The organism is Allocatelliglobosispora scoriae, from assembly GCF_014204945.1.
GTDB classification, from domain to species: domain Bacteria; phylum Actinomycetota; class Actinomycetes; order Mycobacteriales; family Micromonosporaceae; genus Allocatelliglobosispora; species Allocatelliglobosispora scoriae.
The window spans coordinates 988,646-1,015,233 of record NZ_JACHMN010000003.1; the positions used below are offsets into that span (position 1 = coordinate 988,646).

General features: G+C 71.6%; 26 protein-coding genes. 6 read left to right on the forward strand and 20 right to left on the reverse strand.

All coding sequences use genetic code 11. The annotated features are described in order from the left end of the window. Nucleotides 1-61 precede the first annotated feature (61 nt). The 9 genes from F4553_RS30955 to accA are packed head-to-tail and all read right to left on the reverse strand — an operon-like array spanning nucleotide 62 to nucleotide 9,969. On the reverse strand, nucleotides 62-2,554 hold the full coding sequence (locus F4553_RS30955) for an FAD-dependent oxidoreductase (RefSeq protein ID WP_221470547.1): 2,493 nt from the start codon (nucleotides 2,552-2,554) through the stop codon (nucleotides 62-64). Beyond that, the gene (locus F4553_RS30960) at nucleotides 2,551-3,798 is read right to left on the reverse strand and encodes a beta-ketoacyl synthase N-terminal-like domain-containing protein (RefSeq protein WP_246467533.1); all 1,248 of its coding nucleotides are present in this window, start codon (nucleotides 3,796-3,798) and stop codon (nucleotides 2,551-2,553) included. Before F4553_RS30960 ends, F4553_RS30955 begins: the two co-directional genes overlap by 4 nt. Before the next feature lie 23 nt (nucleotides 3,799-3,821). Next, nucleotides 3,822-5,105 (reverse strand): beta-ketoacyl-[acyl-carrier-protein] synthase family protein, encoded by a 1,284-nt coding sequence (locus F4553_RS30965; RefSeq protein WP_184843108.1) that lies wholly within the window; start codon nucleotides 5,103-5,105, stop codon nucleotides 3,822-3,824. Continuing rightward, on the reverse strand, nucleotides 5,102-5,524 hold the full coding sequence (locus F4553_RS30970) for a cupin domain-containing protein (RefSeq protein WP_184843111.1): 423 nt from the start codon (nucleotides 5,522-5,524) through the stop codon (nucleotides 5,102-5,104). The genes F4553_RS30965 and F4553_RS30970 overlap by 4 nt, the downstream gene beginning before the upstream one ends. 44 nt (nucleotides 5,525-5,568) lie before the next feature. After that, a complete protein-coding gene (locus tag F4553_RS30975; RefSeq protein ID WP_184843114.1) occupies nucleotides 5,569-6,045 on the reverse strand; it encodes an SRPBCC family protein in 477 nt (158 codons plus the stop codon). Continuing rightward, a complete protein-coding gene (locus F4553_RS30980) occupies nucleotides 6,042-6,308 on the reverse strand; it encodes an acyl carrier protein (RefSeq protein ID WP_184843117.1) in 267 nt (88 codons plus the stop codon). Before F4553_RS30980 ends, F4553_RS30975 begins: the two co-directional genes overlap by 4 nt. Nucleotides 6,309-6,325: 17 nt before the next feature. Next, the gene (locus tag F4553_RS30985; RefSeq protein ID WP_184843120.1) at nucleotides 6,326-7,687 is read right to left on the reverse strand and encodes an acetyl-CoA carboxylase biotin carboxylase subunit; all 1,362 of its coding nucleotides are present in this window, start codon (nucleotides 7,685-7,687) and stop codon (nucleotides 6,326-6,328) included. Between the two features lie 3 nt (nucleotides 7,688-7,690). Then, nucleotides 7,691-8,224, reverse strand: coding sequence for an acetyl-CoA carboxylase biotin carboxyl carrier protein (locus tag F4553_RS30990; protein WP_184843123.1), 534 nt, complete (start codon nucleotides 8,222-8,224; stop codon nucleotides 7,691-7,693). Next, on the reverse strand, nucleotides 8,221-9,969 hold the full coding sequence (gene accA, locus F4553_RS30995; RefSeq protein ID WP_184843125.1) for an acetyl-CoA carboxylase carboxyltransferase subunit alpha/beta: 1,749 nt from the start codon (nucleotides 9,967-9,969) through the stop codon (nucleotides 8,221-8,223). Before accA ends, F4553_RS30990 begins: the two co-directional genes overlap by 4 nt. Before the next feature lie 270 nt (nucleotides 9,970-10,239). Here accA and F4553_RS31000 point away from each other — a divergent pair, with 270 nt between their 5' ends. Next, nucleotides 10,240-11,058 (forward strand): AfsR/SARP family transcriptional regulator, encoded by an 819-nt coding sequence (locus F4553_RS31000; RefSeq protein WP_184843128.1) that lies wholly within the window; start codon nucleotides 10,240-10,242, stop codon nucleotides 11,056-11,058. On the opposite strand, the gene trmB is transcribed toward F4553_RS31000, so the two are convergent. From trmB to F4553_RS31015, 3 genes are all read right to left on the reverse strand, one after another. Beyond that, a complete protein-coding gene (gene trmB / locus F4553_RS31005) occupies nucleotides 11,055-11,741 on the reverse strand; it encodes a tRNA (guanosine(46)-N7)-methyltransferase TrmB (RefSeq protein WP_184843130.1) in 687 nt (228 codons plus the stop codon). The genes F4553_RS31000 and trmB overlap by 4 nt on opposite strands. Nucleotides 11,742-11,746: 5 nt before the next feature. Continuing rightward, the gene (locus F4553_RS31010) at nucleotides 11,747-12,544 is read right to left on the reverse strand and encodes a spermidine synthase (RefSeq protein ID WP_184843133.1); all 798 of its coding nucleotides are present in this window, start codon (nucleotides 12,542-12,544) and stop codon (nucleotides 11,747-11,749) included. A gap of 358 nt (nucleotides 12,545-12,902) precedes the next feature. Further along, a complete protein-coding gene (locus tag F4553_RS31015) occupies nucleotides 12,903-13,328 on the reverse strand; it encodes a DUF350 domain-containing protein (RefSeq protein WP_184843136.1) in 426 nt (141 codons plus the stop codon). 160 nt (nucleotides 13,329-13,488) lie between these two features. On the opposite strand from F4553_RS31015, the gene F4553_RS31020 reads away from it, so the two are divergent. The 4 genes from F4553_RS31020 to F4553_RS31035 all read left to right on the forward strand — a co-directional run bounded on the left by F4553_RS31020 (nucleotide 13,489) and on the right by F4553_RS31035 (nucleotide 16,564). Then, a complete protein-coding gene (locus tag F4553_RS31020; protein WP_221470548.1) occupies nucleotides 13,489-13,854 on the forward strand; it encodes a hypothetical protein in 366 nt (121 codons plus the stop codon). Between the two features lie 10 nt (nucleotides 13,855-13,864). Further along, nucleotides 13,865-15,043 (forward strand): glutathionylspermidine synthase family protein, encoded by a 1,179-nt coding sequence (locus tag F4553_RS31025; protein ID WP_184847146.1) that lies wholly within the window; start codon nucleotides 13,865-13,867, stop codon nucleotides 15,041-15,043. A 54-nt stretch (nucleotides 15,044-15,097) separates the two neighbouring features. Next, nucleotides 15,098-16,258, forward strand: a complete 1,161-nt coding sequence (locus F4553_RS31030) for a tetratricopeptide repeat-containing protein (RefSeq protein WP_184843139.1) — start codon at nucleotides 15,098-15,100, stop codon at nucleotides 16,256-16,258. Between the two features lie 69 nt (nucleotides 16,259-16,327). After that, nucleotides 16,328-16,564, forward strand: a complete 237-nt coding sequence (locus F4553_RS31035; RefSeq protein ID WP_184843141.1) for a hypothetical protein — start codon at nucleotides 16,328-16,330, stop codon at nucleotides 16,562-16,564. Nucleotides 16,565-16,752: 188 nt separating this feature from the next. On the opposite strand, the gene F4553_RS31040 is transcribed toward F4553_RS31035, so the two are convergent. The 6 genes from F4553_RS31040 to F4553_RS31065 all read right to left on the reverse strand — a co-directional run bounded on the left by F4553_RS31040 (nucleotide 16,753) and on the right by F4553_RS31065 (nucleotide 21,234). Continuing rightward, a complete protein-coding gene (locus tag F4553_RS31040) occupies nucleotides 16,753-17,514 on the reverse strand; it encodes a putative protein N(5)-glutamine methyltransferase (protein WP_184847148.1) in 762 nt (253 codons plus the stop codon). Beyond that, the gene (locus tag F4553_RS31045; protein ID WP_184843144.1) at nucleotides 17,511-17,717 is read right to left on the reverse strand and encodes a DUF2277 domain-containing protein; all 207 of its coding nucleotides are present in this window, start codon (nucleotides 17,715-17,717) and stop codon (nucleotides 17,511-17,513) included. Before F4553_RS31045 ends, F4553_RS31040 begins: the two co-directional genes overlap by 4 nt. A 33-nt stretch (nucleotides 17,718-17,750) precedes the next feature. Continuing rightward, nucleotides 17,751-18,539 (reverse strand): fatty acid desaturase family protein, encoded by a 789-nt coding sequence (locus F4553_RS31050; RefSeq protein ID WP_312875456.1) that lies wholly within the window; start codon nucleotides 18,537-18,539, stop codon nucleotides 17,751-17,753. Beyond that, a complete protein-coding gene (locus F4553_RS31055) occupies nucleotides 18,536-20,023 on the reverse strand; it encodes a phytoene desaturase family protein (RefSeq protein ID WP_184843147.1) in 1,488 nt (495 codons plus the stop codon). Before F4553_RS31055 ends, F4553_RS31050 begins: the two co-directional genes overlap by 4 nt. 69 nt (nucleotides 20,024-20,092) lie before the next feature. Continuing rightward, a complete protein-coding gene (locus tag F4553_RS31060; protein WP_184843150.1) occupies nucleotides 20,093-20,599 on the reverse strand; it encodes a DUF402 domain-containing protein in 507 nt (168 codons plus the stop codon). 80 nt (nucleotides 20,600-20,679) lie between these two features. Further along, on the reverse strand, nucleotides 20,680-21,234 hold the full coding sequence (locus tag F4553_RS31065; protein WP_184843153.1) for a hypothetical protein: 555 nt from the start codon (nucleotides 21,232-21,234) through the stop codon (nucleotides 20,680-20,682). Nucleotides 21,235-21,358: 124 nt separating this feature from the next. Here F4553_RS31065 and F4553_RS31070 point away from each other — a divergent pair, with 124 nt between their 5' ends. Further along, nucleotides 21,359-21,598 carry a DUF6289 family protein gene (locus F4553_RS31070; RefSeq protein WP_184843156.1) on the forward strand — a complete coding sequence of 80 codons (240 nt, stop codon included), beginning with the start codon at nucleotides 21,359-21,361 and terminating at the stop codon, nucleotides 21,596-21,598. 158 nt (nucleotides 21,599-21,756) lie between these two features. Here F4553_RS31070 and F4553_RS31075 read toward each other — a convergent pair whose 3' ends face one another. Continuing rightward, a complete protein-coding gene (locus F4553_RS31075) occupies nucleotides 21,757-22,587 on the reverse strand; it encodes an SWIM zinc finger family protein (RefSeq protein ID WP_184843159.1) in 831 nt (276 codons plus the stop codon). Between the two features lies 1 nt (nucleotide 22,588). Further along, nucleotides 22,589-26,584 (reverse strand): SNF2-related protein, encoded by a 3,996-nt coding sequence (locus tag F4553_RS40290; protein WP_221470549.1) that lies wholly within the window; start codon nucleotides 26,582-26,584, stop codon nucleotides 22,589-22,591. Nucleotides 26,585-26,588: the final 4 nt, after the last annotated feature.

Here is a 26,588-nt window from a genome sequence, read left to right on the forward strand (position 1 = left end):
CCGCCGTGTGACGGAACAGCGCCGCGCCGGGATCCTCCCGGCGCGGCGCTGTTCGGCCCGGTCAGGTGGCGAAGATCTGGCAGAGGTGGGCGTCGATGGCCGCCGCCGAGATCGGTGCGCTGCGGAACCCCACGTGCCCATCCGGCCGGATCAGGTAGGCACCCGAGCCGCGCAGCCCGTACGCCGCCCGGAACGCGTCGCCGTCGTCCCGCAGCACCGGCAGGTCCGATCTGGACGGCACGATCGCGTCCGGGCTCGCCAGGAGGTAGATGTTGATCAGATCCGGGTCCTCGGCGCGGATGTTGGCGGCGAGCTTCTCGAACCGGATCATCTCCTCCTCGCCGACCGTCGCGTCGGCGTAGACGAGCAGCGTGTGCGCCGTGCCCCGGGTCAGGTCGAACAACCGCACCGGGTGCCCGACGCCGAAGCGCCGCAGGGTGGTCACGTCCGGTGCCCGGTCTCCCGGCCGCACCCCGTCGAGGGGCTCCTCGACCGCCTCGCCGACGACCGGGCTGCCCGCGTAGCTGAGGTTCATCTGCATGTCGGTCAGGAACTGCTCCCGCTCGTCGTCCATGTCGATCTCGTCGGTGAACGCGACCCGGACCGCCCGGTCGACGATCGACTTCCCGGCGGGGCGGCGCTCGGCCTCGTAGGTGTCGAGCAGACCCGGTGCGGCGAGCCCGCGAACGGCGAGGGCCAGCTTCCAGCCGAGGTTCCAGCCGTCCTGGATGCCGGTGTTCATGCCCTGGCCGCCGGCGGGCGGGTGCAGGTGCGCGGCGTCCCCGGCGACGAAGACCCGGCCGACCCGGTAGCGGTCGACGATGCCGTGCTTGATCCGGAAGATCGACGACCAGCGCAGGTTGCTCGCGGTCGTGCCCGCGGGAGCCAGCCGGTCGAGCACCGCCTGGATGTCGGCGATCCCCGGCGGCGTGTACTCCTTGCAGAAGCCGGGCGGGACGGGACCGGTGCCGACCTCGGCCTGCAGGTGCGCCGGTGCGAGCGTCGCCACCCGGTAGCGGCCGTTGCCCTTGAGCGGTACGCAGACCAGCATGCCCTTCATCTCGCCGTCGTCGAGCTCGACGAAACGCAGCAGATGCCCCTCGGGCACCGACCAGTCGAGATCGACGTCGCCGAGCATGAAGAGCTGCGGGAACATGCTCATGCCGCCCTCGAAGGCGAGGCCGAGCTGCTCCCGGACCGTGCTGTGCGCGCCGTCGCCGCCGACCAGGTAGCGGGCCCGCACCGTCTCCGTCTCGCCGGAGGCGTGCCGCAGCAGGGCGGTGACGCCGTCGTCGTCCTGGGTGAAGCTCCGCAGCTCCACGCCGCGTTCGACGGCGACGCCCTGCTCGCGCAGGCGCTTGCCGAGGAGCCGCTCGGTGTCGTATTGCGGCAGTCCCAGGTGGGCGTAGGGCAGGTCCGGCAGGTCCCAGCCGATCTGGTGGGTGAGCTCGCCGTTGACGTAGACGGTCTGCCCGTGCAGCCAGACACCGGCGTTCATCGCCTCCTGGACGATGCCCAGGTCCTCCCAGATCTCCATGGTCCTGCACTGCACGCCGATCGCCTTGTCGGCGCTGGTCGACGCCTCGGCGCGCTTGTCGACGAGGCGGCAGCCGATGCCGCGCCGGGCCAGCTCGATCGCGGTGGTGAGCCCGGCGGGTCCGGCGCCGACGACGAGCACGTCGGTGTCGAAGGCGCCGCCGCGCTCGCCGGGCACCACCGGGCGGGCCGCCGCGGTCGCCTCGGCTTCGGCCTCGCGGACCTGATCGGCCGGGCCGAGGGTCGCGGAGTCGGTGATCCCGGTCGCGGGCAGCGCCGAGTGCGCCACGGCGACCGGCGTCGGCACCGCCACCGGCGCGGCTTCGGCCGGTGCGCCCGAGACCGGCTCCGCGACGACCGGCTCCGCACCGACCGGCTCCGTGGCGACCGGCGCGGACTCCTCGGGCCGGGTCACGATGTGGTAGGTCTTCCGCGAGAAGCTGGCGAGCAGGTAGGGCAGGATCGGCGCGGTCTTGTCCAGATGCGACGGATCGTCGGCCCAGGCGTTGAAGACCTCCTCCGACTCCCACTCCGCGAAGAGGTGGTAGGTCGAGGTCCCCGGCTCGCGCAGCAGCTCCTCGCGGATGTGGCCCGGCGTACCCCGCATCCGCTCGGCGACCTTGCGGTACGCCTGCTCGTAGGCGTCCTCCTCGCCCTCGGCGACGGTGATCGTCACGACCACCCGGATCGACGGCCCCTTCGCCTTCACCGCGTGCAGCACGTGATAGGTGTTCTTGTCGGCGGATTCCCGCAGGTCGCGCAGCGCCGCGGTGAGCCGGTCGCGGGCAGCGCTGCGGCCGAACCGCTCCAGCGACTCCGCGTCGCTCCAGTCGCTGGTGATGAGGAAGGTACGCGGGTCCTGAACGTCGCGGATCAGCTCCTGGTGCAGGTTGCCCGGCACCCGGCTGATCTCCTGCGCCGCATCGCGCCAGGCACTGGCGAAGGCATCCTCGCAGCCTTCCCGGGCCCGCATCCGCAGGACCGTGCGAACCCGGTCGTCGTCGGCCACCTCGGTCATTGCTCTCCCTCCAGATAGCTCTTGAGCACGATGGAGCTGTTGAATCCGCCGTATCCGCGGGCGGTGACGAGGACGACGTCGACCCGGGCCGGTCGCGGCTCGCGAACGAAGTCCAGTCCGTAGCAGGGCACGGGCCGGGTCAGGTTGCCCACGGCCGGGATCAGCCCGTCCCGCATCGCGAGCAGGGCGGTGGCGACGTTCAGCGACGGGCCGCCGGCGCAGAGCCGACCGACGAAGCCCTGCGGTGCCGTGACCGGGATCGACCCGGCCCGGTCGCCGAACACCTCGCGGATCGCCCGCACCTCCAGCGCGTCGAGCTCTGGCGTCCCGGCGCCGTCGGCGACGATCACATCGACGTCGTCGGGGCTGACCGAGGCGTCCGCGAGCGCGCCCCGCATGGCCCGGGCGAGCTGGCGGCAGTCGGCGGGCGGCGCGCTGATGTGCTCGCCGTCGTGGGTCGCGGCATAACCGGCCAGCTCGGCATAGATCTGCGGCGCGCCACGCTCGGCGGCCGCGGCGGCCTCCTCGACCATCAGCAGCGCGCCGCCCTCACCCGGCGCGTAGCCGTTCGCTTCAACATCGAAAGGCTTATATCCGGTACGCGGGTCGCGGCTCTCGGTCAACCGGCCGCCCATCATCTGGCAGACGAGTGCGTAGGGCGCCACGGGTGCCTCGGTGCCGCCGACGAGCGCCGCCCGCGTACCGCGCCGGATGACGCGGCGGGCGGCGCCCAGGCTGTCCAGCCCGCCCGCGTGATCGCCGACGACCACCGAGGCCGGGCCCTTCGCGCCGTTCAGGATGGACGTCTGACCCGCGCAGGCGGCGTAGAACCAGGCGATCGACTGGTAGGCCGTGACCGCGCTCGGCCCGCCGTGGCACATCGCCACGATCTCCCGCTGTCCGAAGAGGCTGCCGCCGTAGTTCGCCGCCAACAGCACCCCGGTGCTGTACGGGTCGTAGGCCGACGGGTCGTACTTGGCGTCGTCGAGGGCGAGCTGCGCGGCCGCCAGCCCGAGCTGCGTCCAGTGGTCGGTCTGGATGATCAGCCGCGCGTCGATGTGCTCCTCGGCGACGAACCCGTGCACCTGTCCGGCGAGCGTGGTGGGGTAGCGGGACGCGTCGAAGCCCTCGATCGGGCTCACGCGCAGCTCGCCCGCGAGCGTCGAGCGCCAGTGCTCCTCGGTGCCGACACCGCTCGGTGCGACCACCCCGATGCCGGTGAAGACCATCCGTTTCGGGTGCATCGGGTCCTCCCTGTCGGCCGGTTTCATCGGGTCCTCCCGGTGGGGCGGGCGAGGACGACCGCCGACTGGAAGCCGCCGAACCCGCTGCCGACCGAGAGCACGGCGTCGACCCGCTGCCTGCGGGCCTCCCTCGGCACGTAGTCGAGGTCGCACTCCGGGTCGGGGTGCTCGAAGTTCGCCGTCGGCGGGACGACGCCGTGGCGGATCGCGAGCACGCACGCCGCGAGCTCGATCGCCCCGATCGCCCCCAGCGAGTGCCCGACCATGGATTTGATCGAGCTCACCGGTACGCGGTACGCGTGCTCGCCGAGGCTGCGCTTGAAGGCGGCCGTCTCGTGCCGGTCGTTCTGCTTGGTCCCCGAACCGTGCGCGTTGACGTAGTGCACCTCGGTCGGGTCCAGCTCCGCCTGGTGCAGCGCGTCGGTGATCGCCTCGGCCATCTCGATCCCGTCGGGCCGCAGCCCGGTCATGTGGAATCCGTTGCACCGGTTGGCGAAGCCGCGCACCTCGCAGAGGATGTCGGCGTCACGGCGCCGGGCGTGCTCGTACTCCTCCAGCACCAGGACCGCGCCGCCCTCGCCCATCACGAAGCCGTCCCGGGTCGCGTCGAACGGGCGGGACGCGTGCTCGGGATCGTCGTTGCGGGACGAGGTGGCCTTGATCGCGTCGAAGCAGGCCATCGAGATCGGCGAGATCGGCGCCTCCGCGGCACCGGCGATCACGACCTCGGCCTCGCCGTCGACGATCAGCTGATGGCCGTGGCCGATCGCGTCGAGCCCGGAGGTGCAGCCGGTCGAGACGACCGTCGCCGGACCGTGGGTCCCGAAACGGCAGGCGAGCTCCGTCGCGGCGCTGCTCGGCGTCAGCGCCTGGTAGAGGAAGCGGCTGGCGTACCGCTCGTCGACCAGCCAGTTCCGCCCGTTGTCGCTCACCACCATGTGCTCGTCCTCGAGGCGGATCGTGGCGCCGATCGCGCTGCCGATGCTGATCGCCACGGTGTCGTGGTCGACGCCGCCGCCCGAGGTGAGGTCCAGCCCGCTCTGCGCCACCGCCTCGTCCGCCGCGACCATGGCGAACTGGATGAAGCGGTCGTTGCGGTAGACCTCCTGCGGTGTCAGGCCGGCCAGGATCGGGTCGAAGTCGCACTCCGCGGCGATCTGGGAGCGGAACTCCGCCGGATCGAAGACGGTGATCCGCCGGGTGGCCGTGCGGCCGTCGGTCAGCAACTGCCAGAACGCCTTGCGGTTCACGCCGCCCGGGGCCACGACGCCCACCCCGGTCACGACGGTCCGGCGGGCCGTGTTCATGCGGTGCTCCCCTCCGGATAGGGCTCGGTGTCCACATGCCCCAGGTGCGGCTCGGGGGCCAGCGGGCCGAGGAAGAAGACGAGGAACGCGGGTTCCGTGCCCTCCTGCATCACCCGATGGCGTACGCCGATCGGGATCATCACGCCTTCCCGGGCGCGTACGGGCCGGTCCTGCCCGTCGAGCCGCAGCGTGATCTCCCCCTCCACGCAGAAGAGGAACTCCTCCGAGTAGGGGTGCAGGTGCTCGGTCACCACCTCGCCCGGCAGCAGCCGCACGGTGCCGAGGAACCCGGCGGTCGAGCCGACCGTGCCGGGGGAGAGCAGGGTGCGGACGTCGCCGCCGCGCTTGCGGTTGGCCGGCACGTCGTCGATGCAGAGGGTCTTGATGGCTTCGGTGGTACCGCTGGTTTCGATGGTCATGGTGGTCTCCCGTGCGGTCGGTGGATGAGGTTGTGGAGCACGGCTCAGCGGGTCGGCTGTTCGGCGGCGAGAAGCTCGAGCTTGCGCCGGATCACGTCCATCTGGACCGCCGTGTTGGCGTTGATCCGCCGGGTCATGGCCGCGGTGTCGATGGGCGCCTCGGGCCGCATCCGGAAGTCCTGCACCCAGCGCATCCGGGTGCCGTCCGCCTCGGTGCTGTAGTCCCATTCGATGTTCATGAACTCGAACGGGCCGGGCTCGACCCGGCGCGCGACGACGCGCCGCTCGGCCCGGTCGGCCGTGCGCTCCGAGACCCAGCTCCAGACCTTGCCGTTCTCGTCCGGATGCATGCTGAGCCGGAAGCGGACGGTGTCGCCGTCCCGGGCGAGGATCTCGGCCGCGGAGTATTCGGTGAACAGCTCCGGCCACTGCTCGACGTCGTTGGTGACGTCCCAGACGAGGTCGAGATCGGCCTTGATGACGATCGCGTTGTCGACGTGGCCGACGGTCGGGGCGCTCACCGGCTCCCCTCCTCGACGAGGGCGGGCCGGGCGTTCACGGCGGTGACGATGTCGCCGAAGGAGAAGCTCAGCGGCTGGTCGCCGGGGATCTCGACGGCGTAACCGGCCGCGAGCTCGGCCTGCATCTGCAGGTAGGCGAGCGAGTCCAGGCCGACATCGGCGAAGGTCGCCGACGGATCGTCGGTACGCGCGCTGTCCGGCAGGCCGACCTTGGCGACGAGGAGCGTCATCAGGTCGTCCTGCGTGAAGGTCTCGGTGGACATGGGATCTTCCTTTCCGGTCAGTGATCGGCGGCACTCTTCGCCAGGTCGGCGACGAGCGACGTGTCGTGGGTCCCCGCGATGAAGTCGGGGTGGTCCAGGGCGGTGCGCAGGAAGTCGCGATTGGTGCAGACACCCGGGCCGACGACGTGGACCTCGTCGAGCGCCCGGCGCATCCGGGCCAGCGCCTGCGGTCGATCGGGTGCCCAGACGGCCACCTTCGCCAGCAGCGGGTCGTAGACAGCCGACACGCGGCAGCCGGGCCGGGCGTCGGTGTCTGTGCGGACGAACGGCCCGCCCGGCATGGCGAACTCGGTCAGCACGCCGGGAGTCGGCATGAAGTCCCGGCTCGGGTCCTCGGCGTTCACCCGGCACTCGATCGCCGTTCCCCGGGGCACCAGCTCGGACTGGACCAGGCCGAGCGGCTCACCGGCGGCGATGCGCAACTGCTCGCGTACCAGATCGACCCCGAAGATCATCTCGGTGATCGGGTGCTCCACCTGGATCCGGCAGTTGACCTCCATGAAGGAGAATCGGCCCAGGTCGTCCACGAGGAACTCGACGGTCCCCGCACCGACATAGCCCGCGGCGAGAACACCGCGCAGGGCGGCCTCGCCCATCCGGTCGGCGAGCCCGGCCGGCAGGTTCGGCGCGGGCGCCTCCTCGATGATCTTCTGGCGTCGGCGCTGGACGGAGCAGTCACGCTGCCCCAGGTGGACGCCGTCGCCGTAGCCGTCGCAGAGCACCTGGACCTCGACGTGCCGGGCGGCGGGCAGGTATCGCTCGATGTAGACGCGGTCGTCCCCGAAGAGCGAGTGGGCCACGCCGCGGACCTCGCGGTAGCGCTGCGGCAGGTCGCCGGGGTCGTGCACCACCTGCATCCCGCGTCCGCCGCCACCGGCGACCGCCTTGACGATGACGGGGTAGCCGATGTCGGCCGCGGCCTTCTCCGCCTCGTCGGCGTCGGCGATCGGCTCGATGCTGCCCGGCAGCATCGGGAGCCCGGCGTCGCTCATCGCGGCCCGGGCCGCCGACTTGTCGCCGAGGCGCTCGATCACGCCCGCCGGCGGCCCGACGAAGGTCAGGCCGGACAGCGCGCACGCCTCCGCGAAGTCGGGCACCTCGGAGAGGAAGCCGTAACCGGGGTGCACCGCGTCGGCCCCGGTCCGGACCGCCGCCTCGATGATCGCCGAGAGGTTGAGGTAGCTGCGTTTCGAGGGCGCGGGGCCGATGCAGACGGCCTGGTCGGCGAAGCGCACCACGGCCGAGTCCCGGTCCTCGGTGGAGTAGACCGCGACCACGCCCAGGCCCAGCTCCCGGCAGGTCCGGGCGATCCGCAGCGCGATCTCGCCGCGATTGGCGATGAGCACCTTGTTGATCATCGCTTACGCCTGTCCCGCTGCGGTCGGCGTCGGGTTCGCCACGGGCTCGACGGCGAAGAGCCGCTCGCCGAACTCGACCGAGCTGCCGTCGCCGACGAGGACCGCGACGACCTGACCGTCCAGTTCGGCCTCGACCGGGATCATCAGCTTCATCGCCTCGACGATGCCGACCTGCTGGCCCCGGCGTACCCGGTCGCCCTCCGCGACGAAGGGCGCGGCGCCCGGCTGCGGCGCCCGGAAGAAGGTGCCGACGGTCGGCGAGCAGATGTCGAGCACGCCGCCGCCGGGGCAGGGCGCCTCGGCGACGGCCGGGATGCTCTCCTTCGCGGCGGTCGGGGTCCAGTCGGGGTCCGGCGGAGTCTGGCCCCACTCGAACTCGACCACGACGTCGCTCGCCCGGATGCGCAGCGTCCGCGGCTGGTTCTCCAGCCCCGCCAGGAACTCCTGTGCGCTGCACCGGGCGTCGCTCAGCGCCCGGGCGAGCTGGTGCGTGCCGGTGTCGGGGTCGACCCGGACGGGCTCGACTACCTCGGTCATCGCAGACCTCCTTCGAAGACGAGCTCCGCGGCGGCGGCGCTCACGGCGTGGTTCCCGTCGTGGCCCGGCTGGTCGAGGCGGCCGCCGAAGGCGCGGAAGCGCCTGCGCCGGTTGGCGACGAGCCGCGCCGAGTCGAGTGCGGCGAGGTCGGCGAGCTCGGCGAGGACCGCGGTGCGCACCGCGGCGGCGGCCGAGACGTGGTCGGTCTCCGCGCCGCCCGGCGGTTCCGGGACGACGCCGTCGACGACACCGAGCTGGAGCAGGGACCGGGCGTCGAGGCGCAGCGCCTCGGCGGCGGCCGGAGCCTCGGCCGAGTCGCGCCAGAGGATCGCCGCGCAGCCCTCCGGACTGATCACGGTGTAGAAGCCGTTCTCCATGACCAGCACCCGGTCGGCGACCGCGATGGCGAGCGCGCCGCCGCTGCACCCCTCGCCGGTGATGACCGTGACGACCGGGACGGGCAGGGCGCCCATCAGCCGCAGGTTCTCCGCGATCGCGGTGGCCTGCCCCTGCAGCTCGGCTTCGAGTCCGGGGTGGGCACCGGGGGTGTCGACGAGCGTCACCACCGGCAGACCCCACTTGGCGGCGAGGCGCAGCAGCCGGCCGGCCTTGCGATAACCGGCCGGACCCGGCATGCCGTAGCCGTGTGCGGCCAGCTCCGCGGCGTTGTGGCCCTTCTCGTGGCCGATCGCGACGATCGACTCGCCACCGAGCCGGCCCACGCCGCCGATGATCGCCCGGCAGTCGCCGCCGAGCCGGTCGCCGCGCAGCTCCTCGAAGTCGTCCAGGATCAGGCGCAGGTAGTCCGAGGTGGTGGGACGGCCGATGTGCCGGGCCCGGCGAACGGCGTCCCAGGCGGGCCGGTCGGCGAGCTGCTCGGGCTCGCGGATCACGATCCGGTCCTCCGGCGCACGCTGCGAAGACAGATCGCCGTCATGGCGGCGGGTGGCGATCGACAGCAGCCGGCCCAGCCGGTCCCGGATCGCCGAGCGCGGGCAGACCTGGTCGATGAAACCTCGTTCCAGCAGGAACTCGGCGGTCTGGAAGCCGGGCGGCAGCTCCTGCCCGATCGTCTGCGCGATCACCCGTGGCCCGGCGAAGCCCAGCCGGGCGCCGGGTTCGGCGACGATGATGTCGCCGAGCATCGCGAACGACGCCGCGACGCCGCCGTAGGTCGGATCGGCGATCAGGCAGACCGTCAGCAGTCCGGCCTCGTCGAGCTGGTGGAGCGCCTGGGTCGTCTTCACCATCTGCATCAGGCCGATGACGCCCTCCTGCATGCGTACGCCACCCGACGCGGTCACCAGCAGCAACGGCAGGCGCTCGGCGAGAGCCGTCTCGGCGGAGAGCGTGATCAGCTCCCCGACCGCCCCGCCGAGGCTGCCGCCCAGGAAGCGGAAGTCCATGACGGCGGCGATCGTCGGCGTACCCCCGATGGTCAGTCGGGCGCAGACGGCGGCCTCGGCGAGGCCGGTGGCCGCGCGGGCGTCGGCGACCCGCCTCGGGTAGGGCAGGCTGTCGGTGAACACCAGCGGATCGCCGCCGTCGACGGTGAACTCCAGCGGCACCAGGGAGCCGGGGTCGGCGATCAGGGCGAGCCGGTCGGGCGCGGTCAGCGGCGCGTAGTGGCCGCACTGCGGGCAGACCCCGAGGCTGCGGGCGAGCTGCTTCTGATAGATCACGGCGTGGCACCCGCCGCACAGGACCCAGTCCGGCGCAGTGTGGTCTGCAGTGGGCTTCGACACGAATTCCCCTCCTTCGCACCCGGCGGAGCCTGCTCGCAGGCGTTTTTCGCCTGGTCAAAAGGCCTATGCGAGGAGGGTTTCACTGGTCGGCTTGAAGGCTGGTCAAGCCTCGCTTGAGAAATGGCCGCTGAGCTGGGCAAATTTGCGGCGCCACGGCGCGGATAGTCAGCTTCCGCTGCCCGTTACGGTCTAAATGCTGAGATAATCCTGAGAATACGATCTGTCGCTCTATGAGAATTTTGAGAAATTGAACGAACGTTGGGGGGAGATATGGAGTATTGCGTTCTCGGCCGCCTCGCGGTGCGGTCCGGGCCGGTCGTCGGCCGGCTGACCGCGCCCAAGCCCCGCAAGGTGCTGGCGCTGCTCCTGGTGCGGGCCAACCTCCTCGTACCCATCGAGACCTTGAGCCTGGAGCTGTGGGGCGACGAGCCGCCGGCGAGCGCTCAGACCATCATCCAGACATACGTGCTGCAGATCCGCCGAATGCTGGCACAGGCGAGCGGCCTGGACTCCGCCGACGTGGCACGGGACGTCCTCGTCACCGCCTCCAGCGGCTACCGGCTCCAGGCCCAGCCGGGGGAGCTCGACCTGCACGACTACGAGCGGCTCGTCGGCGCGGCCCGGTCGGCGCTCGCGGACGGCAGCCTCGACGACGGCTCGCGGCTGCTCAGCGGCGCACTGGAGCTGTGGCAGGACACGGCGCTCGCCGACATCAAGCTCGGCCCGGTGCTGAAGGTCGAGGTGTCCCGGCTGGAGGAGGACCGGCTCGCGGCCTGCCAGCAGCGCATCGACGCCGAACTGCGCCTGGACCGGCACCACGCGGTCCTGGGCGAGCTGGGCAGCCTCGCCGTCCGGCACCCGCTCAACGAGGACCTCCAGGCCCAGTTCATGATCGCGCTCTACCGGGCCGGGCGGCGCAACGAAGCGCTCGAAGCCTTCCACCGGCTGCGGACCACCCTGCTCGACGACATCGGGCTGGAGCCGTCGCAGCGGATCCACCGGCTCCAGCACGCCATCCTGACGGCCGATCCCAGCCTCGACGTCGTGCTCTGCCCCACCTTCGCCGACGAGCTGGCCGTCACGCTCTAACGCCGTCGGCAGATCAGGTCGAAGATGTCCCGCCCGGCATCCCGGCCCCGCCGCTCGAACTTCGTCATCGGCCGCCAGTCGGGGCGGGGCGCGAAGCCGTCATACTCGTTGACCAGGCCCGGATCGGCCTCGACGGTCGAGAGCATCTGCTCGGCATACTCGGCCCAGTCCGTCGCGCAGTGCAGCCTGCCGCCGGGGACGAGGCGCGAGCGCAGCAGCGCCACGTGCGCGGGCTGGATGAGCCGCCGCTTGTGGTGCCGCGCCTTCGGCCACGGGTCCGGGAAGAAGACGTGTACGCCGGACAGGCTCTCCTCGACCAGCATGTGCTCGACCAGCTCCACGGCGTCGCCGAGCCCCACCCGGACGTTGGTGAGCCCGCGCTCCTCGACCTCGCCGAGCAGGCTCGCGATGCCGGGGGTGTGCACCTCGACGGCGAGGTAGTCGCGGTCGGGATCGGCGGCGGCCATCGCCCAGGTCGCCTCGCCCATCCCCGAGCCGATCTCGAGGACGAGGGGCGCCGACCGGCCGAAGAGCGCGGCCACGTCGAGCAGCTGATCGGGGTGGCGCGGGATCTCCAGGCCGTAGACGGGCCAGAGCCGCTCGAAGATGTCACCGCGCCGGTCGCCGAGGCGCCCCCGCCGAGGGTGGAATGTCCGGATCTTTGCCTGCTGTCGTGTGTCCATCGCCGTCAAAGCCTAGAGCGGCCCTTGATGAAGGAGGTGAGCCGGTCACCGTGCTCCACCCGGACCGGGAAGGGGTCGGTGGCGGCCCGCCGGACCATCCCGCCCAGGTCGATGTCGTCACCGCCGACGAGCAGCAGGTTGCCCGAGCGGCGCCCGCGCAGGACGGCCGCATCGGCCATGATCGCCACGGTGTTGAAGACCTCGCGCAGGGTCGCCGCCTGGCCCCGGGCGAAGTCGAGGGGCGACTTGTCGATGATGTTGGCGATGTAGCAGCCGTCCCGGTCGACCGCGCGTGCCGCGAGCTGCGCGAACTCCGACGTACGCACGTGCCCGGGCACCCGGGCGCCGGTGAAGATGTCGGCGATCACCACGTCGAAGGCGCCGACCGGCAGCGGTCGCAGCGCATCGAGGGCGTCGCCGATCGTCACCGTGATCGAGTCGTCCTCGAGCGGTGATCGGGCCAGCACGAGACCGGCGAGCGAGCCGTCGATCTCGACCACCCGCTGCTCGCTGCCCGGCCGCAGCGCCGCGAGGCACCGGGGCAGCGTGAGCCCGCCGCCGCCGAGGTGCAGGAACCGCAGCGGACCGGGCGGGGCCACGGTGTCGATGATGTCGACGATCCGGCGTACGTAGTCGAACGCGATCATCGTCGGGTCGTCGGCGTTGACGTGCGATTGCGGCATGCCGTCGAGCACGAGGGTCCAGGCGCCGGGCATGTGCGGGTCGGCGTAGAACTCGGCGAGCCCGGTGTCGACGCGGTAGACCTCCCCGTCGCCGTCGGGCATGTCGCTGAGGAAGGTCATGGCGCTGGCACGAGGAGTGAGGGAGCGGAGCGACCGAGCCCCGCAGGGCGCGCCGGGGAGTTGTGTGCTGGCGCGAGGAGTGGGGGAGCGGAGCGACCGAGCCCCGCAGGGCGCGCCGGGGAGTTGTGTGCTGGCGCGAGGAGTGGGGGAGCGGAGCGACCGAGCCCCGCAGGGCGCGCCGGGGAGTTGTGTGCTGGCGCGAGGAGTGGGGGAGCGGAGCGACCGAGCCTCGCAGGGCGCGCCGGGGAGTTGTGTGCTGGCGCGAGGAGTGGGGGAGCGGAGCGACCGAGCCCCGCAGGGCGCGCCGGGGAGTTGTGTGCTGGCGCGAGGAAGGCCGGCTGGGTCGTTCTCGGAAGGCTCACGGGATCATGGAAGCACACACGATGGCCGCGATCGCGATATTGCTGGCGCAGCTCACCCACACGGCGGGGTGCGGCTTCGGGTCGACGATCATCTCGCCGAGCCGTCCCGGCGTCAGCATGTCGAGCACCCAGAACGCCCCGGCCATCAGCGCGGTCCCGGCGAGGCCGAAGACGGCCGTGGAGACCAGCCCGTCGAGCAGGTCCGAGTCGCTGACCGCGATCGCGGTGACGACGATCGCACCGATGCCGAGCAGCGCGGTCGCGACGTAGCTCGCCGCGTTGCGGCTGCGGTCGACCCAGATCTGGTCGCGCAGGCGACCGGGGGTGATGAGATCCACCATCAGGAAACCGGCGAAGAGAAGCACAATTCCGACAACGGAGTAGATCACGGCCGCGAGCAGCCCGGGCAGGAGGTCAGTCACGCGGCGACCTTAGCGCACCCCGTCCAGATCCTTGCCAACGATCTGTACGCTCACCAGCCATGACCCCCGCTCCACTCCTCGACCCGGTCGCGTGCCTGCCCGGCGTGCCCGCCGGCTCACCTGCGCTGCCCCCCGGTGCGGCGCCGCTCGGTGCACTGCCGTGAACGTCAACCCCGTCCAGCCGGGTAAGCCGCCGAAGAAGCGCAAGACGGCGCAGCGCCCCACCGTCCCGGTCCCGCCGGTGCAGCCGGTCCAGCCGGCGAAGCGGCGCATGCGCTCCCGCAACGTGGTCATCGGCGGCATCGCCGCGACGGTGCTGACCATCTGCTCCTGCGGCTTCCTGACGCAGAAGGAGGACCGGCGCTGCGTCGACACCTCCACCAACAACGTCATCGACGACGACAACTGCAACAACGGCCACACCGGCTCCCGGTGGTATTACGGCGGCAGCAGCTCCAAGGGCAAGATGGTCGGCGGCTCGTTCGAGCGCGGCGGCTTCGGCGGCCTCTTCCACGGTGGTGGCTGACGTGCGCAGGATGACCCGCCCCGCCCGTCCCGGCTGGCGCGACACGGTCGAGTCGCAGGGCCTGGGCTACGCGGTGACGCTCAACGCGCAGGGCGAGATCTACGACTACTGGGACGAGACCGCCTACTACGAGTTCTCGCTCACCGAGATCGAGGCGCTGGAGACGGTCGTCGCCAACCTGCACGAGATGTGCCTCGCCGCCGCCGAGCACGTCATCGCCGCCGGGCGCCTGCACGACTACGGCATCCGGGATCCGCACGTCATCGACATGATCACGAAGTCCTGGCGGGAGCGGGACCGGGCACCGAGCGTCTACGGCCGCTTCGACCTGCGCTACGACGGCTCCGGCCCCGCCAAGCTCCTCGAATACAACGCGGACACCCCGACGTCGCTGCTGGAGGCCGCCGGACCGCAGTGGTTCTGGCTGGAGGAGCTCTTCCCCGAGGCCGACCAGTGGAACTCGCTGCACGAGCGGCTCGTCGACGCGTGGCGGGCACAGGCGCCGCTGCTGCCGACCGGGCCGCTGCACCTGGCCTACTCCGAGGCCGACGAGCTCGGCGAGGACTACCTCACCGTCGCCTACCTGCAGGAGTGCGCCGAGCAGGCCGGGCTGCACACGGTGCTGATCTCGATGGAGGAGATCGGCTGGGACCCGGCCGAGCAGCGCTTCATCGACCTGCAGAACCGCACGATCAAAGCGATCTTCAAGCTCTACCCCTGGGAGTGGCTCACCACCGACAAGTTCGGCGAGCACGCCGTGCGCGCCGCCAACGGTCCGATCTGGATCGAGCCGCCGTGGAAGATGCTGCTGTCCAACAAGGCGCTGCTCGCGATCCTCTGGGAACTCTTCCCCGGCCACCCCAACCTGCTGCCGAGCTATCTCGACGGTCCGCGTGAGCTGGCACCGACCGGATATGTCGCCAAGCCGCTGCTGGGGCGGGAGGGTGGCGGCGTACGCATCGTCACTCCCGGCGGCGAAGTGACGCTGCCGGTGCCCGAGGGCGGTCCGGTCTACGGCGCGGAAGGCTTCTGCTACCAGGCTTTCTACCCGCTGCCCGACTTCGGCGGACGGCGGCCGGTCCTCGGGGCCTGGGTGGTCGACGGCGAGCCGGCCGGGCTCGGCATCCGGGAGGCCGAAGGGCTCATCACCGACCAGGGCGCGCGCTTCGTTCCGCACCTGATCGTCTAGCACTGGCCACACGTACCCTCGACAGATCGACGTCGGACGACGACCATCTGTGGAATGGATGACGCCGACTCCCTCGCACAGGCGGTCGACCTATTCCACTCGTGGCAGCTCGACGACGCGTTCACGCTCCTCGGCGAGCTGGTGAGCAGCCCGCTGCGGCTCGCTGCGATGCCGCCCCTCGCGCGAGCCACCACCCAGCGGTTGTATGCCGAGGTCGCCCGCGAGACCGGCCGCCTCGACCTGGCGCTGCCGATCGCGCAGCCGCTCGCGCACCACTGCTTCACGGTCTGGGGTCCCCGGCACCCGGTGACCTTGCGTGCCACCGTCACCTACGCCACGATCCTGCACGACCTGGGCCGCATCGAGCGGGCCGAGGTGCTCTACCGGATGGTGCTCAACGGCGGCGGTCAGCGGCGCCGCCACACGGCCCGTGCGGTGCTGCTCGCCCGCGCCCACCTCGCCCTCATCGCCGCCGACCGAGGCGATGCGCCCCGTGCGATCGAGGCGCTGACCCAGTCGCTGGCCCGGTTCCGCCACGAGTTCGGCGCCTTCGACCCGCACACCGTCCGGATCACCCGGCAACTCATCGACCTGCAGATCCGCTCCGGCGATCCGGCCTCCGCCCGACGGCTGCTCAGCTCCGCCCATGTCGACGCGATGGACGACCTCGGCGCCCGCCACATCGTGACGAGGCTGCTCAGCCAGGACCTGATCGAGCTCGACGCCGAGGGTCCGGTCGAGGAGGTCGAGGTCGACGACGACGCGCCCCGGCTCACCGGACCGCGGAAGATGGCGGTCTGGCGGCGACGGCCGGTGCGCACCTCGGCCTATGTCGCGGGGGCTGCCGCGGTCACGGCGCTCGCCGTCGCAGTCGGCTCGGTGCTGACCCGGCCGGAGCCGCCGAAACCACCGGTCATCGTCACCGAGGCGCAGCCGACCGTCACCGCGCCTGGCCCCCCGGAGGCGGTCAAGATCGTCGCGACGACGAAGGAGATCGCGGTGACCTGGGTGGATCCGTCCCAGGGGTCGGCGACGCCGGTGGTCACGATCGTGATCGACGGCCAGCAGAGCTCGCAGTCCCTGGCACCCGGAACGCACCGCTTCACCCAGCGCGGCTATCCAAAGAAGATCACCTTCTGCGTCACGGTGAGCCTCCTCTGGCCCACCGCCGACGGCTCCCACCCCGCACCTCAGCAATGCACCCACGCCGACTGAGCAGCCAAGCGCCACTTCCCGACACCGCAGGTACTCTCGCCACTTGATCCGGTGCGTCATGATGGACGGATGATCTCTCCAAACCGCTGGTGGACCCGGGTAGGTGCGGCCGTGGCCGCGATGATCGTGACCGTGCTGGCGCCCGCAGCCGCGTGGGCCGAGACGAGCGGCGCCGCCGACCTCGTCCGCAAGAAGAAGAGCAGCCTCGGCTTCGGCACGATCCTGGGTGGCCTGTGCTGCCTCGTCGTCGTCGGCATCATCGTGGTCGTCGTCGTCCTCGTGCTCCGCAGGCAGAAGAACAAGTAGCCGTCCCCGACACCCGCCCGCCCCTCGATCCCCCAAGATCGTCGCAACTCTTCAAGAGGTGGTCCCATGGGTTTTCGGACCACCTCTTGAAGAGTTGCGACGATCTTGGGGTGTCTCTGGACCAGGGTGCGTACGGTGACCAGCGCCCGCTCGACCTCCGTCACGCTGTCGCCGGCTCCATCCCGTGGTCAGGCGCGCACACCGATCACGACGGTCGCGCCGAGCTCGTCGTCGAGCACGACCCGGGTCGTCAGCCCGCCCGCGAGCAGAGCCTTGGTCGCGGTCGGCTCCTGCTCCTCGGTGACCTCCATCAGCACCGTGCCGCCCGGGGCGAGCCAGGCACCGGCCTCGGCGGCGACCCGGCGGAGCAGGTCGAGCCCGTCGTCGCCGCCGTCGAGCGCGACCCGGGCCTCGTGCAGCCTGGCCTCGGCGGGCAGCGTCTCGATGGCGCCGGTCGGCACGTAGGGGACGTTGGCGGCGAGCACGTCGATCCGGCCGCGCAGGTGATCGGGGAGCGCGTCGAAGAGGTCGCCCCGGCTGACCCGCCCGCCGAAGGCAGCGAGGTTGCGAGTCGCGCAGGCCACGGCGGCGGGATCGACATCGGCCGCCCAGACCTCGACCCCGTCGGCGGCCTGGGCGAGCACGAGCGCGATCGCCCCCGCGCCGCAGCACAGGTCCACGACGATCGCGCCATCGCGCAGGCCCTCAGCGGCGGTCCGTGCGAGCAGCTCGGTGCGGACGCGCGGCACGAAGACGCCGAGGTCCACGCCGACGCGGTGACCGCAGAAGGCGGCCCAGCCCAGCACCTGCTCCAGCGGCTCACCGGCGACCCGACGGGCGATCAGCTCGCCGAGGCGGTCACCGGGCGCCGCCAGCAGCAGCTCGGCCTCCTCCTCGGCGAAGACGCAGCCCGCGGCGCGGAGTGTCGTGACGACCTCGTCGGGACTCAGCGCCGCACCTCGAGGGTGTCGAGCAGCTCCAGCGTGGCGGCCGTGACGGCGGCCACGGCACGGTCGAACGCCTCGGCGTTGTGGGCGGCGGGGGCCCGGAATCCGGAGATCTTGCGGACATATTGCAGCGCGGCTGCGTGCATGTCGTCCTCGGTGACGATCTCCTGGAAGGGCGGGCGCAGGGTTTTGATGCTCCGGCACATGCCCCCAGTATTCCCCGCACCCCCGACAATCGGTCAGGGCACCTTGATCACTTTCGCCCCCGCCGCGGCGAGCAGCGGATCGAGGCGTTGCGACAGGGTACGCAGGTGGTGGCTGGGCACCTGGGGATAGAGGTGGTGCTCCAGGTGATATGTGAGCTCCAGGAAGATCCCCGGGATGATGCGCCCGCGCAGCGTACGCGTCTGGGTGATCGGGTCGTCGCCGTGACCGTGGTGCGGGAGATAGACCGTGAGCAGCGGATAGACCCAGCTCCCCACGATCGCCATCCCGGCGTAGGCGAGCACCCACGGCGTCACCGGCCACAGCGCGGCGCCGACCGCGAGCACCGTGGCCGGCACGGCCGCCTCGACGAGCAGCCAGGTCCGGTCGGCACCCCGGCGCCAGGCCCACCACCACAGTCGCAGCAGGAAGACCGGGCCGTAGCAGACCGCTCCCAGCAGGCTCAGCTCCGCCGGGTAGCCCTCCGGGTCGTCGGGGTGCGGGAAGAGGCGGTGGTGCTGCAGGTGGCTGGCACGGTAGGCGTGGCCGCTCTCCAGCAGCACCACGCCGCTGACGAAGAGCGCCCAGTCGGTGGCGCGCGGGCCGAGGCCGAGGGTGCGGTGCACGACGTCGTGGGTGGCGGTGACGACCGCGACAAAGATGCCGAACATGATCAGCGGGGTCAGCCACCACCAGCCCAGCCAGGCCGCCGCGATGAAGATGATCACCATGGCGAAGGGCCGCGTCAGCGCCGTGGCGCGCTGAACCGGGGTGGTCGCGGTCAGCTCCGGCCCGAGCTCCCGCAGGGTCGGCAGCGTCGTCACCGGGCCCGCCGCAGCTCGCGCCGGATGTCGTCGGCGACGATCCGGCTGCCGATGACGCAGGCCACGGTGCCCAGCCCCGGCCAGGTCGAGTCGCCGACCAACCGCACTCCCGGTACGCCGAGATCGTGCGGGATCGCGTGGAGATTGGTGTGGCGCGGGGTCTGGCGTACGCCGCCGACGGCACCGTGCGGCCGGAAGGCGTACCTGGCGAATGCCCTGGGGGTTGCCGTGCTCTCGACCAGGGGCGCCTCGCCCAGCCGCGGGTAGGCGCGGCGCGCGAGGCCGAGGAGGCGCTCGCCGATCTCCGTGCGATGCAGGGTGTGCTCCTCCGGGGTGAGGCCGCTCCAGGTGGCGAGCGAGGTGTGGGTGGAGATCATCACCGCGCGGTGCCCGGCCGGGGCGCTCAGCAGGTCGCCCGGGGCGGAGACCGAGACGAACATGTTGTTGCCGTCGCCGAGCGGCGCCGCATAGTCCTGCAGCAGCTGGTGGTGGGTGAGGTCAGGTCCAGACACGTCACTGTCGGGTACGCCGAGGAAGACCACGATCGCGCCGCCCAGCCGCTGCGTGTCCCGGGCGAGAAAGGGCGCCAGCCGGCGGGCGACCGTGCCGCCGAAGATCGTCGAGGTCGACTCGGCCGGCAGCGCGCTCACCACGCACCGGGCACCGATCGTCGCGCGGGCCGTCCGCACCGTGAAGGCCCCGGCCCGGCCCTCGACCCCCGTGACCAGGCTCGCCGTGCGCAGCTCGCCACCGAGCGAGCGGTAATGCGTGACGAGGCGCCGCCAGAGCCCGTGCATGCCGCCCTCGTGGCGGGTCAGCCCGGCGCCCCGGATCGTCACGCCGAGCGCGGCGTTGATCAGGGGAGCGTCGTCGAGGTCACTGTGGACGGTGTCCTCGACCAGCATGCCGAGCAGCCCGCAGAGGGCCGCGTCACCGCGCAGGCCGTGCCGGCGCAGGGCGCCGCCGAGGGTGGCGTTGAGGTGCCGGGCGAGCGGCGCGTGCCGCAGGCCGATCGCCCGGGCGTTGGCGAGCAGGTCGGCGGGGTGCCGCAGCGGCAGCCGGACGCCGGAGCGGCTGGCCCGCCAGAACCCGTCGGAGACGGTGTCCAGGAAACGCCAGAAGCGCCGGTGCGCCTCGTCGTCGCCGAAGGCGCGCAGCCGCTCGGCGTGCCAGGCGGCCTGGTCGCGGTGGAGCCGGACGGTCCGATCGGGCAGCCAGGCCTGGTAGCCGGGGAGCGCCTCGCCGATGACCGGGCCCATCCCGACGGAGTCGAGCAGCTCGGCGCCGACCCCGCCCGGTTCGAAGTCGACCAGGGTGGTCGCGCCGACGTCGAAGGAGAACCCCCGATGGCGCCAGTAGCCCGCGCAGCCACCGGCATGCCCGTGTGCCTCCAGCAGGACCGTCCGCACCCCGCGGGCCTGCAGGCGCAGCGCGGTCGCCATCCCCGCCATGCCCCCGCCGAGGACCGCCACATCGGTCTGCATAGGCGATATCGTGCGCCTGCTCGGCGCCGCGCACCAGTGGTGCGGGCCGGCGGGAGCCGAGCACCTCGGTCACACCTTCGACAGCCAGCTCTGGTGCTCGGACGCGAAGGGCTCGGCGCCGGAGCCGATCGCCGTGTGCAGCCAGGTCGCGGCACGTAGCGCCGCGGCGATGACCTCCGGCGGATAGCCGTAGCGGATCCGGTGCTCCGCGAACTCGTCCTCGTCGAGCAGCGCCACGCTGCCGTTGTGGCGGAAGCGGACCACGTCCAGGTCGAGATCGACCATGGTCACCTCGCCCGGGTGCGGCCAGGTCGGCGGCGTGGTGATGTCGCAGTAGATCTCCAGCCGGGCTGGCGGGCCGTTGAACGAGGCGGTCCACCAGGAGCCGGGGGAGATCAGGATGACCTTGCCGTGCTCCAGCGTCTTCAGTGGACCGTCACCGCGCCGGACCGTGGTGCCGGCGCCCGCGCCAAGCCAGACGCCGTGCCGGTCCTCCCCGAGGCGGCGCATCGTCTGGTGCCAGTGCAGCGCACCGTCGTATTTCCGGTATGCCACGAAGACCTCATCACCCGTCACCCGGTGAGGGTACTGGGCCACTCCCACTTGCCGATACTGCTCCGGGTGACTAGTTGGTCACCCGGAGCAGTATCCGAGGGTCACGCGACCGGAGCCGCGTTGCCCACGTTGAGCTTTCCGCCGATGGCGGTGAAGATCTTGAATACCGCGAAGCCCGCCAGGACGACCCAGACCAGGTCGAACAGGCCGATGACCACATAGGCGAGCACGCTCAGTGAGCCCGACGCGGACCCCACCCCGTCGAAGACGCTGCCCAGGCCGATGAGGAAGGTGATGCCGTCGAAGAAGAGCATGAAGACGTAGAGGCCGAGCGCGGCGAGGCAGGCGAGCTTGCCGATGCCGAGAGCGGGCTGGACCACCGTCGCCAGCAGGACCGCCACCAGCGGAAGGGCGAGCGTGGTGAGGGTGGTGAAGTCCGCGTTCGCGGATCGCGAGGCGAACGTGCTGCTGTAGCCGGTGGGAAGGACCCAGCGGAAGAATTCGAAGAAGAGGATGGCCGCCACGTAGGCGAGCATCGCCCAGACGAAGAGCGTCCGCAGCGACTTGATGGCATCTCCGGCTGAGCCGGAGGGCTGCAGCAGCGACCTGATGGAGTCCCTGGCGGCGGAGCCGGCGGGTTGCGATGGGGTGGTCATGGTCCTCCTTGACGTTGATCATTTTCGACCAACTGCCACAGCATCGTAGGACCGGTCCGCCCTCCGCGCCATCGGAGAACTGATAGTCTCCCGTCTATATATAGCGTTCTCGTTGGGAGAGATCATGATTTCACGCAGCGTCACCGCCCTGCTGCTGGCGGCCGGGGCCACCCTCGCCGCCGTCGCACCGGCCGCGCCCGCGCACGCCCGAGCCTGCACGATCATGGCCTACTGCGTCACGAACTGGTACACGGGACCGTCGAAGACCACCCTCGCGGGCGCCAAGTACGAGGACTGCAACGGCAACCAGACGGTCTGGGGCACCACCACCGCCTGGGTCACCTTCACCGAGACCTTCTGCTGAGAGCGTCCGTCACGTGGCGCCTGGCGGCGTTGCTCGTCGCCTTGTGCGCAAAGGCGCACACGGCCGCACCGTGCGCCTGGCCGGCCACCGCGTGACGGGCGCTGCAAGCCGTCGCTCCGGCATCGGATCGCTCGCTGGGCCGAGCTGCCGCACTCGGCTCAGTCCGCGTCGAACCGGCGATAGGCCGAGCGCAGGATGTCGATGAGCGGCAGGTGGCGTACCTTCAGCTTCGGCGCCTCCACCGCGCGCAGCAGCAGGTCCACCGGCGCCTCCTGCCGGGGTGGCCGCGATCGCAGTCGGCTCAGCGGAATCGCCGGGGAGTAGAAGTCGGCCAACCGCTGCGCGAACGGCACATCGACCGCCGCCACCGGCGCGACCGCATCGTCGGCGGTGCCCCGCACCGCGTCGAGCAGCGCCGACCGGGTTCGGCCACGCCACGCCAGGACCAGGAACGGGTCGTCGTCGAACGCCTCGCCGAGCAGGTAGAGCACCGCCGACAGGTGCTTGCACGGCACACCGTGGTCCGGGCACGAGCACTCCATCGCCAACCCGCCGGGCCCGAGCCTGCCCTCGGGGAAGAGCGGGTGTCCGATCTCGGCGAAGACCTGCTCGATCTCGTGCGGCATCTCCCCGGCGAGCAGTTGCGCGCGGTAGACCGCCCGTGCGCCCAGCGCCTCGACGAGCACGGTCCAGATCTCGTCGGCGTAGGCGCCGATCCGCACCGACACCGCGTAAGGCGTCGGTCGCGAGCCCTGGACCTGCGCCGCCACGACGCCGGGCTCGATCGACATGCTCAGCACCTGGCCCTTGCGGGCATAGGCCCGGCCCCGAACGAGGCGCCCCGGATCGCAGATCTCCTCCAGGATGTCCACGAACCGCCGCGACCACCACTGCTCGCCGATCGAGCCGCGCCGGCTGCGGGCCTTGATGCCGCCCTCGACCGGGATCGGCTTCGCCGCCTCGAAGAACCCGTCCTTGCCGACCGGCATCTCAGCTCACCGCCGACGGGTCGAGGCGGAAGAGCTCCCGCAGCTGATCGGTGCTCAGCTCGCTGATCCACTCCTCGCCGGTGCCGACGACGCTGTCCGCCAGGGCGCGCTTGCGCTCGATCATCTCGTCGATCCGCTCCTCCAGGGTGCCGACGCAGATGAACTTGCGTACCTGCACGTTCTTGGTCTGTCCGATCCGGAAGGCGCGGTCGGTCGCCTGGTTCTCCACCGCCGGGTTCCACCAGCGGTCCACATGGATCACGTGGTTGGCTGCGGTCAGGTTGAGGCCGGTGCCGGCCGCCTTCAGCGAGAGCAGGAAGAGCATCGGCTCCGGGTCGTTCTGGAAGCGCTCGACCAGCTCATCGCGCTTGCTCTTGGGCAGGCCGCCGTGCAGCCACAGCACCGGCCGGTCCAGGTGCGCCGAGAGGTAGGGCTGGAGCATCGTGCCGAACTCGGAGTACTGCGTGAAGATCAGCGCTTTGTCGCCCTCGGCGAGGATCTCCTCCGCGAGCTCCTCCAGCCGGGCCAGCTTGCCCGATCGTCCGGCCAGCCGCGAGCCGTCCTTGAGCAGGTGGGCGGGGTGGTTGCAGACCTGCTTGAGGCGGGTCATCGTGGCGATCACGTTGCCGCGCCGCTCGATCCCGTCCGAAATCTCGATCTTGTCCATCATGTCGGTGACGACCGCCTGGTAGAGGCTCGCCTGCTCCGGGGTGAGCGTGCACCAGGTCTTCATCTCCAGCTTCTCCGGCAGGTCGGAGATGATGGACTTGTCGGTCTTCAGGCGCCGCAGGATGAACGGTCCCGTCGCCTGGCGCAGGGCGGCCGTCGCGTCCGCGTCGCCCTTGGTCTCGATCGGCACCTGGAAGCGGTCGCGGAAGCGCTTCGCCGGTCCGAGCAGACCCGGATTGCAGAACTCCATGATCGACCAGAGCTCGGCGAGGTGGTTTTCGACGGGCGTACCCGTCAAGGCGAGCCGGGTGCGCGCGGGCAGCGAGCGGACCACCTGGGCCTGGCGCGCGGAGCTGTTCTTGATCGCCTGCGCTTCGTCGCAGACGATGCGCTCCCAGGTGAGACCCTGCAGCGCGCCGAGGTCCCGCAGCGCCGTGCCATAGGTGGTGAGGACCAGGTCGGCGCCGTCGACGGCGGCGGCGAGGTCGTCGTCACGCTGCCGTGTCGCTCCATGGTGGACATAGACCCGCAGTGACGGCGCGAACCGCTCGGCCTCCTTGCGCCAGTTGCTCACCAGCGACATCGGACAGATCAGCAGCGTCGGCCCCGGCCGCGCCCCGTGCCGCTCGGTGAGTAGCAGCGACAGCGTCTGGGCGGTGTTGTGGCAGAGCATGCCGCCGGCGACGTAGTTGTGGTGCTCCGCCACCTCGAAGTCGTAGACGAAGCCGTCGTGGTGGAACTCCTCGACGCTGACGACCGTGGCGTAGAAGACCTGACGGTCCGCGGTCCGGTCGCGGATCGCGCCCGGCCGGGCCGCGTACGTCCGGGGGTACGCCAAGAGCGTCCCCGCCGAACCGGGATGAGGGCGTGATCGTGCTGTTTCCCGGAAGTAGCCCCTTGGGCGGGCGTCGGTAGGGCCTGTTTCCGGGAAGAAGCACGATCGTGCGTGTGGGTAGGGTTGGTTTCCCGGAAACGACGCGATCTCGCAGAGTGCTTCGAGCCGGGCCTGCTTCACCGGATCGGCGAAGCCCACCAGGTCGTGGAAGAGCCGCAGCCCCGTGCCGCCGATGAGGCCGACCCGGTTCTCGCCGGTCCGCAGCCAGATCCCCAGGCGGCGCAGCATCGTGGCGAGCTGCTGCATCAGCCACGGCGACGCCGACGAGATCTCCACCGAGCGGGTGGCCGCGCTCACGGACGCCGCAGCGGTGAAGTATTCCCGCAGGAAGAGCCGGATGCAGTCCTCGTCCCCGGTCAGCACGTAGTCCGGGATGCGCCGATCACCGATCCGGGTGGCGAGCAGCGCGACCGCGGCGGGGTCGCGGGGTTCGCCGTCCCAGGTGAGGACGCCGGGTACGCAGACACGGTCACCCACCCGCACCACGGTGGTCCAGCCGTCGAGCCCGTACACCCGATGGCGGCGGGTCATCGCGATCTCGCTGCCGTCGTCGAGCCGGATCCGGCGTACGGGCTCGCTGATCCGCTGGCGGTAGAGCCGACTGATCACGGCCGAGGTCATGGTGCCGGAGCTGTCCAGCGCACTGGTGCTCAGCGGTCGGGTCGGCTCGGCCCACTCGCCTTCGCCGTCGGAGCGCGACGCACCCGCGTACCGGTCCCAGAGTTCTTCGGCTGCGCGCAGGGTGCCGTTGGCGTAGACCGGCGTTCCCGGCAGAATGCACTTCCCGAGGCCCATGTCGTCGGCGAGGATCCCGCCCAGTCCCAGCTTCGACAGGAAGCTCAGCCAGGACAGGCCGCGCTCCTGATAGGGCCGCAGCTGCCCCTGGAAGTCCAGCGGTGTCGGCACCGGCGTCAACCGGCCCTCGTCGCTGTTGATCAGGTCGCCGAGCAGCCCGTCCGCGTCGATCCCGACCAGCGGCAGCTCCGCGTCACCGCCGCCGACGATCTCGCGGATCGCCTCGTCGATCGTCATCGTGCCGGTCCGGCGCTCCTCCAGGACCTTCAGCGCCGCCTTGAGCTGCCGGCCGTCCAGCTCGACCCAGTGGCCCCGGACCCGGACCAGCGGCACCTTCAGCATCGCGAGCGCTTCGAGCTCGTCCTCGCCGATCGTGTCGTCGCCGACCGCGAGGTCGAGGCGGAAGTCGACGAGCTCGCTGAGCCCGAACCCCTGCGCGGTAGCGGCTTTCGGACCGGAGGCGGACCGCGAGCGGGTGGTGAGCTTGAGGCCGAGGCCCTTGCGCCCGGCCCACGCCGGCAGCTGCACCCCGAACCCGGCCGCCTGGAGCAGAGGTGCCGCGTTGCGCAGGAACCCGAAGGCCCACCCCGTGTCGACCGTCATCGAGCTGGGCTTCGCCGCGTCGAGCGCCGGGTAGAGGTCGCCGTAGAGCCGGACCGCCCGACCCAGGCCGCCGAGCAGCACCTCGTCGGCGCGCGGCGGCAGCCCGGCCACGCGCTGTCCGGTCCAGATCAGCTCGGCGGGAACATAGAGGCTGGGGTCGTCGGCGGACTGCAGCGCGAACTCGAGCTCCCAGTCGTCGGTCTCCGGCTCCGGTTCGGCGAGCCGGAAGCAGACCCGGATCGGCCCGTCGAGCTCGTCGGTGGCGGCGAGCCACGTGTCCAGGGTGCCGCCCAACTCGCGGGCCTCGTCGGGCCGATCGGGCAGGCTCGCGTCGGCGCCGGTGAGCGCGAGGATCCAGTGGTCGATCAGCGGCTTCTTCGGCCCGGGCCTGGGGAGGATGACGAGCTTGTCGGGGTGGGCGCGGCGGATCGCGGCGTCGGCGAGCGCGTCGAGCATCTCGCGCAGCGTCTCGGCGGCGGGGCGTTCGCGGCCGATCGCGCGGCAGAGCGGCGGCATCGCGGTGGCGAGGTCGCGGAGGTAGGCGGCGTCGGCGCCGAGCGGCACGGCCCGCCAGCGGGCGGCCCGCCGGTCCGCGGCGATCCCGGGCAGCACCCGGCCCTGCCGCGCCAGGTCGGCGGCGAGTTCGGCGACGAGCGCCAGGTAGCGCAGCGAGGTCCCCGGCCCCCACTCCGGGCCGCCGTCGGTCGCGGCGAGTTCCGCTTCCAGCAGGCGCAGGGCCGCGGCGGGTTCCAACACCAGCGCGGGTACGCCCCACGCCGCGATCTTCGGCGCCCGGACGCGGCTGCCGATGCCGGACTCGGGCGACGGCAGCGGTGTCGTGGCCGACCCGGGCAGCAGGATCTGCTCGTCGACGGCGTGCGCGCCGTCGGCGAGCGGCCCGAGGGCGGCGGCGATCGCGGTGGCGGGAGCAGCGAACGGGTGCCGGCCGGCCGGGGCGCGTTCGGGGGGCGACGTGGTCTGCTCGGCCCAGACGGCAAGCCCTCCGTCGACCCAGGAACCGTGCACCACCAGCACTCGC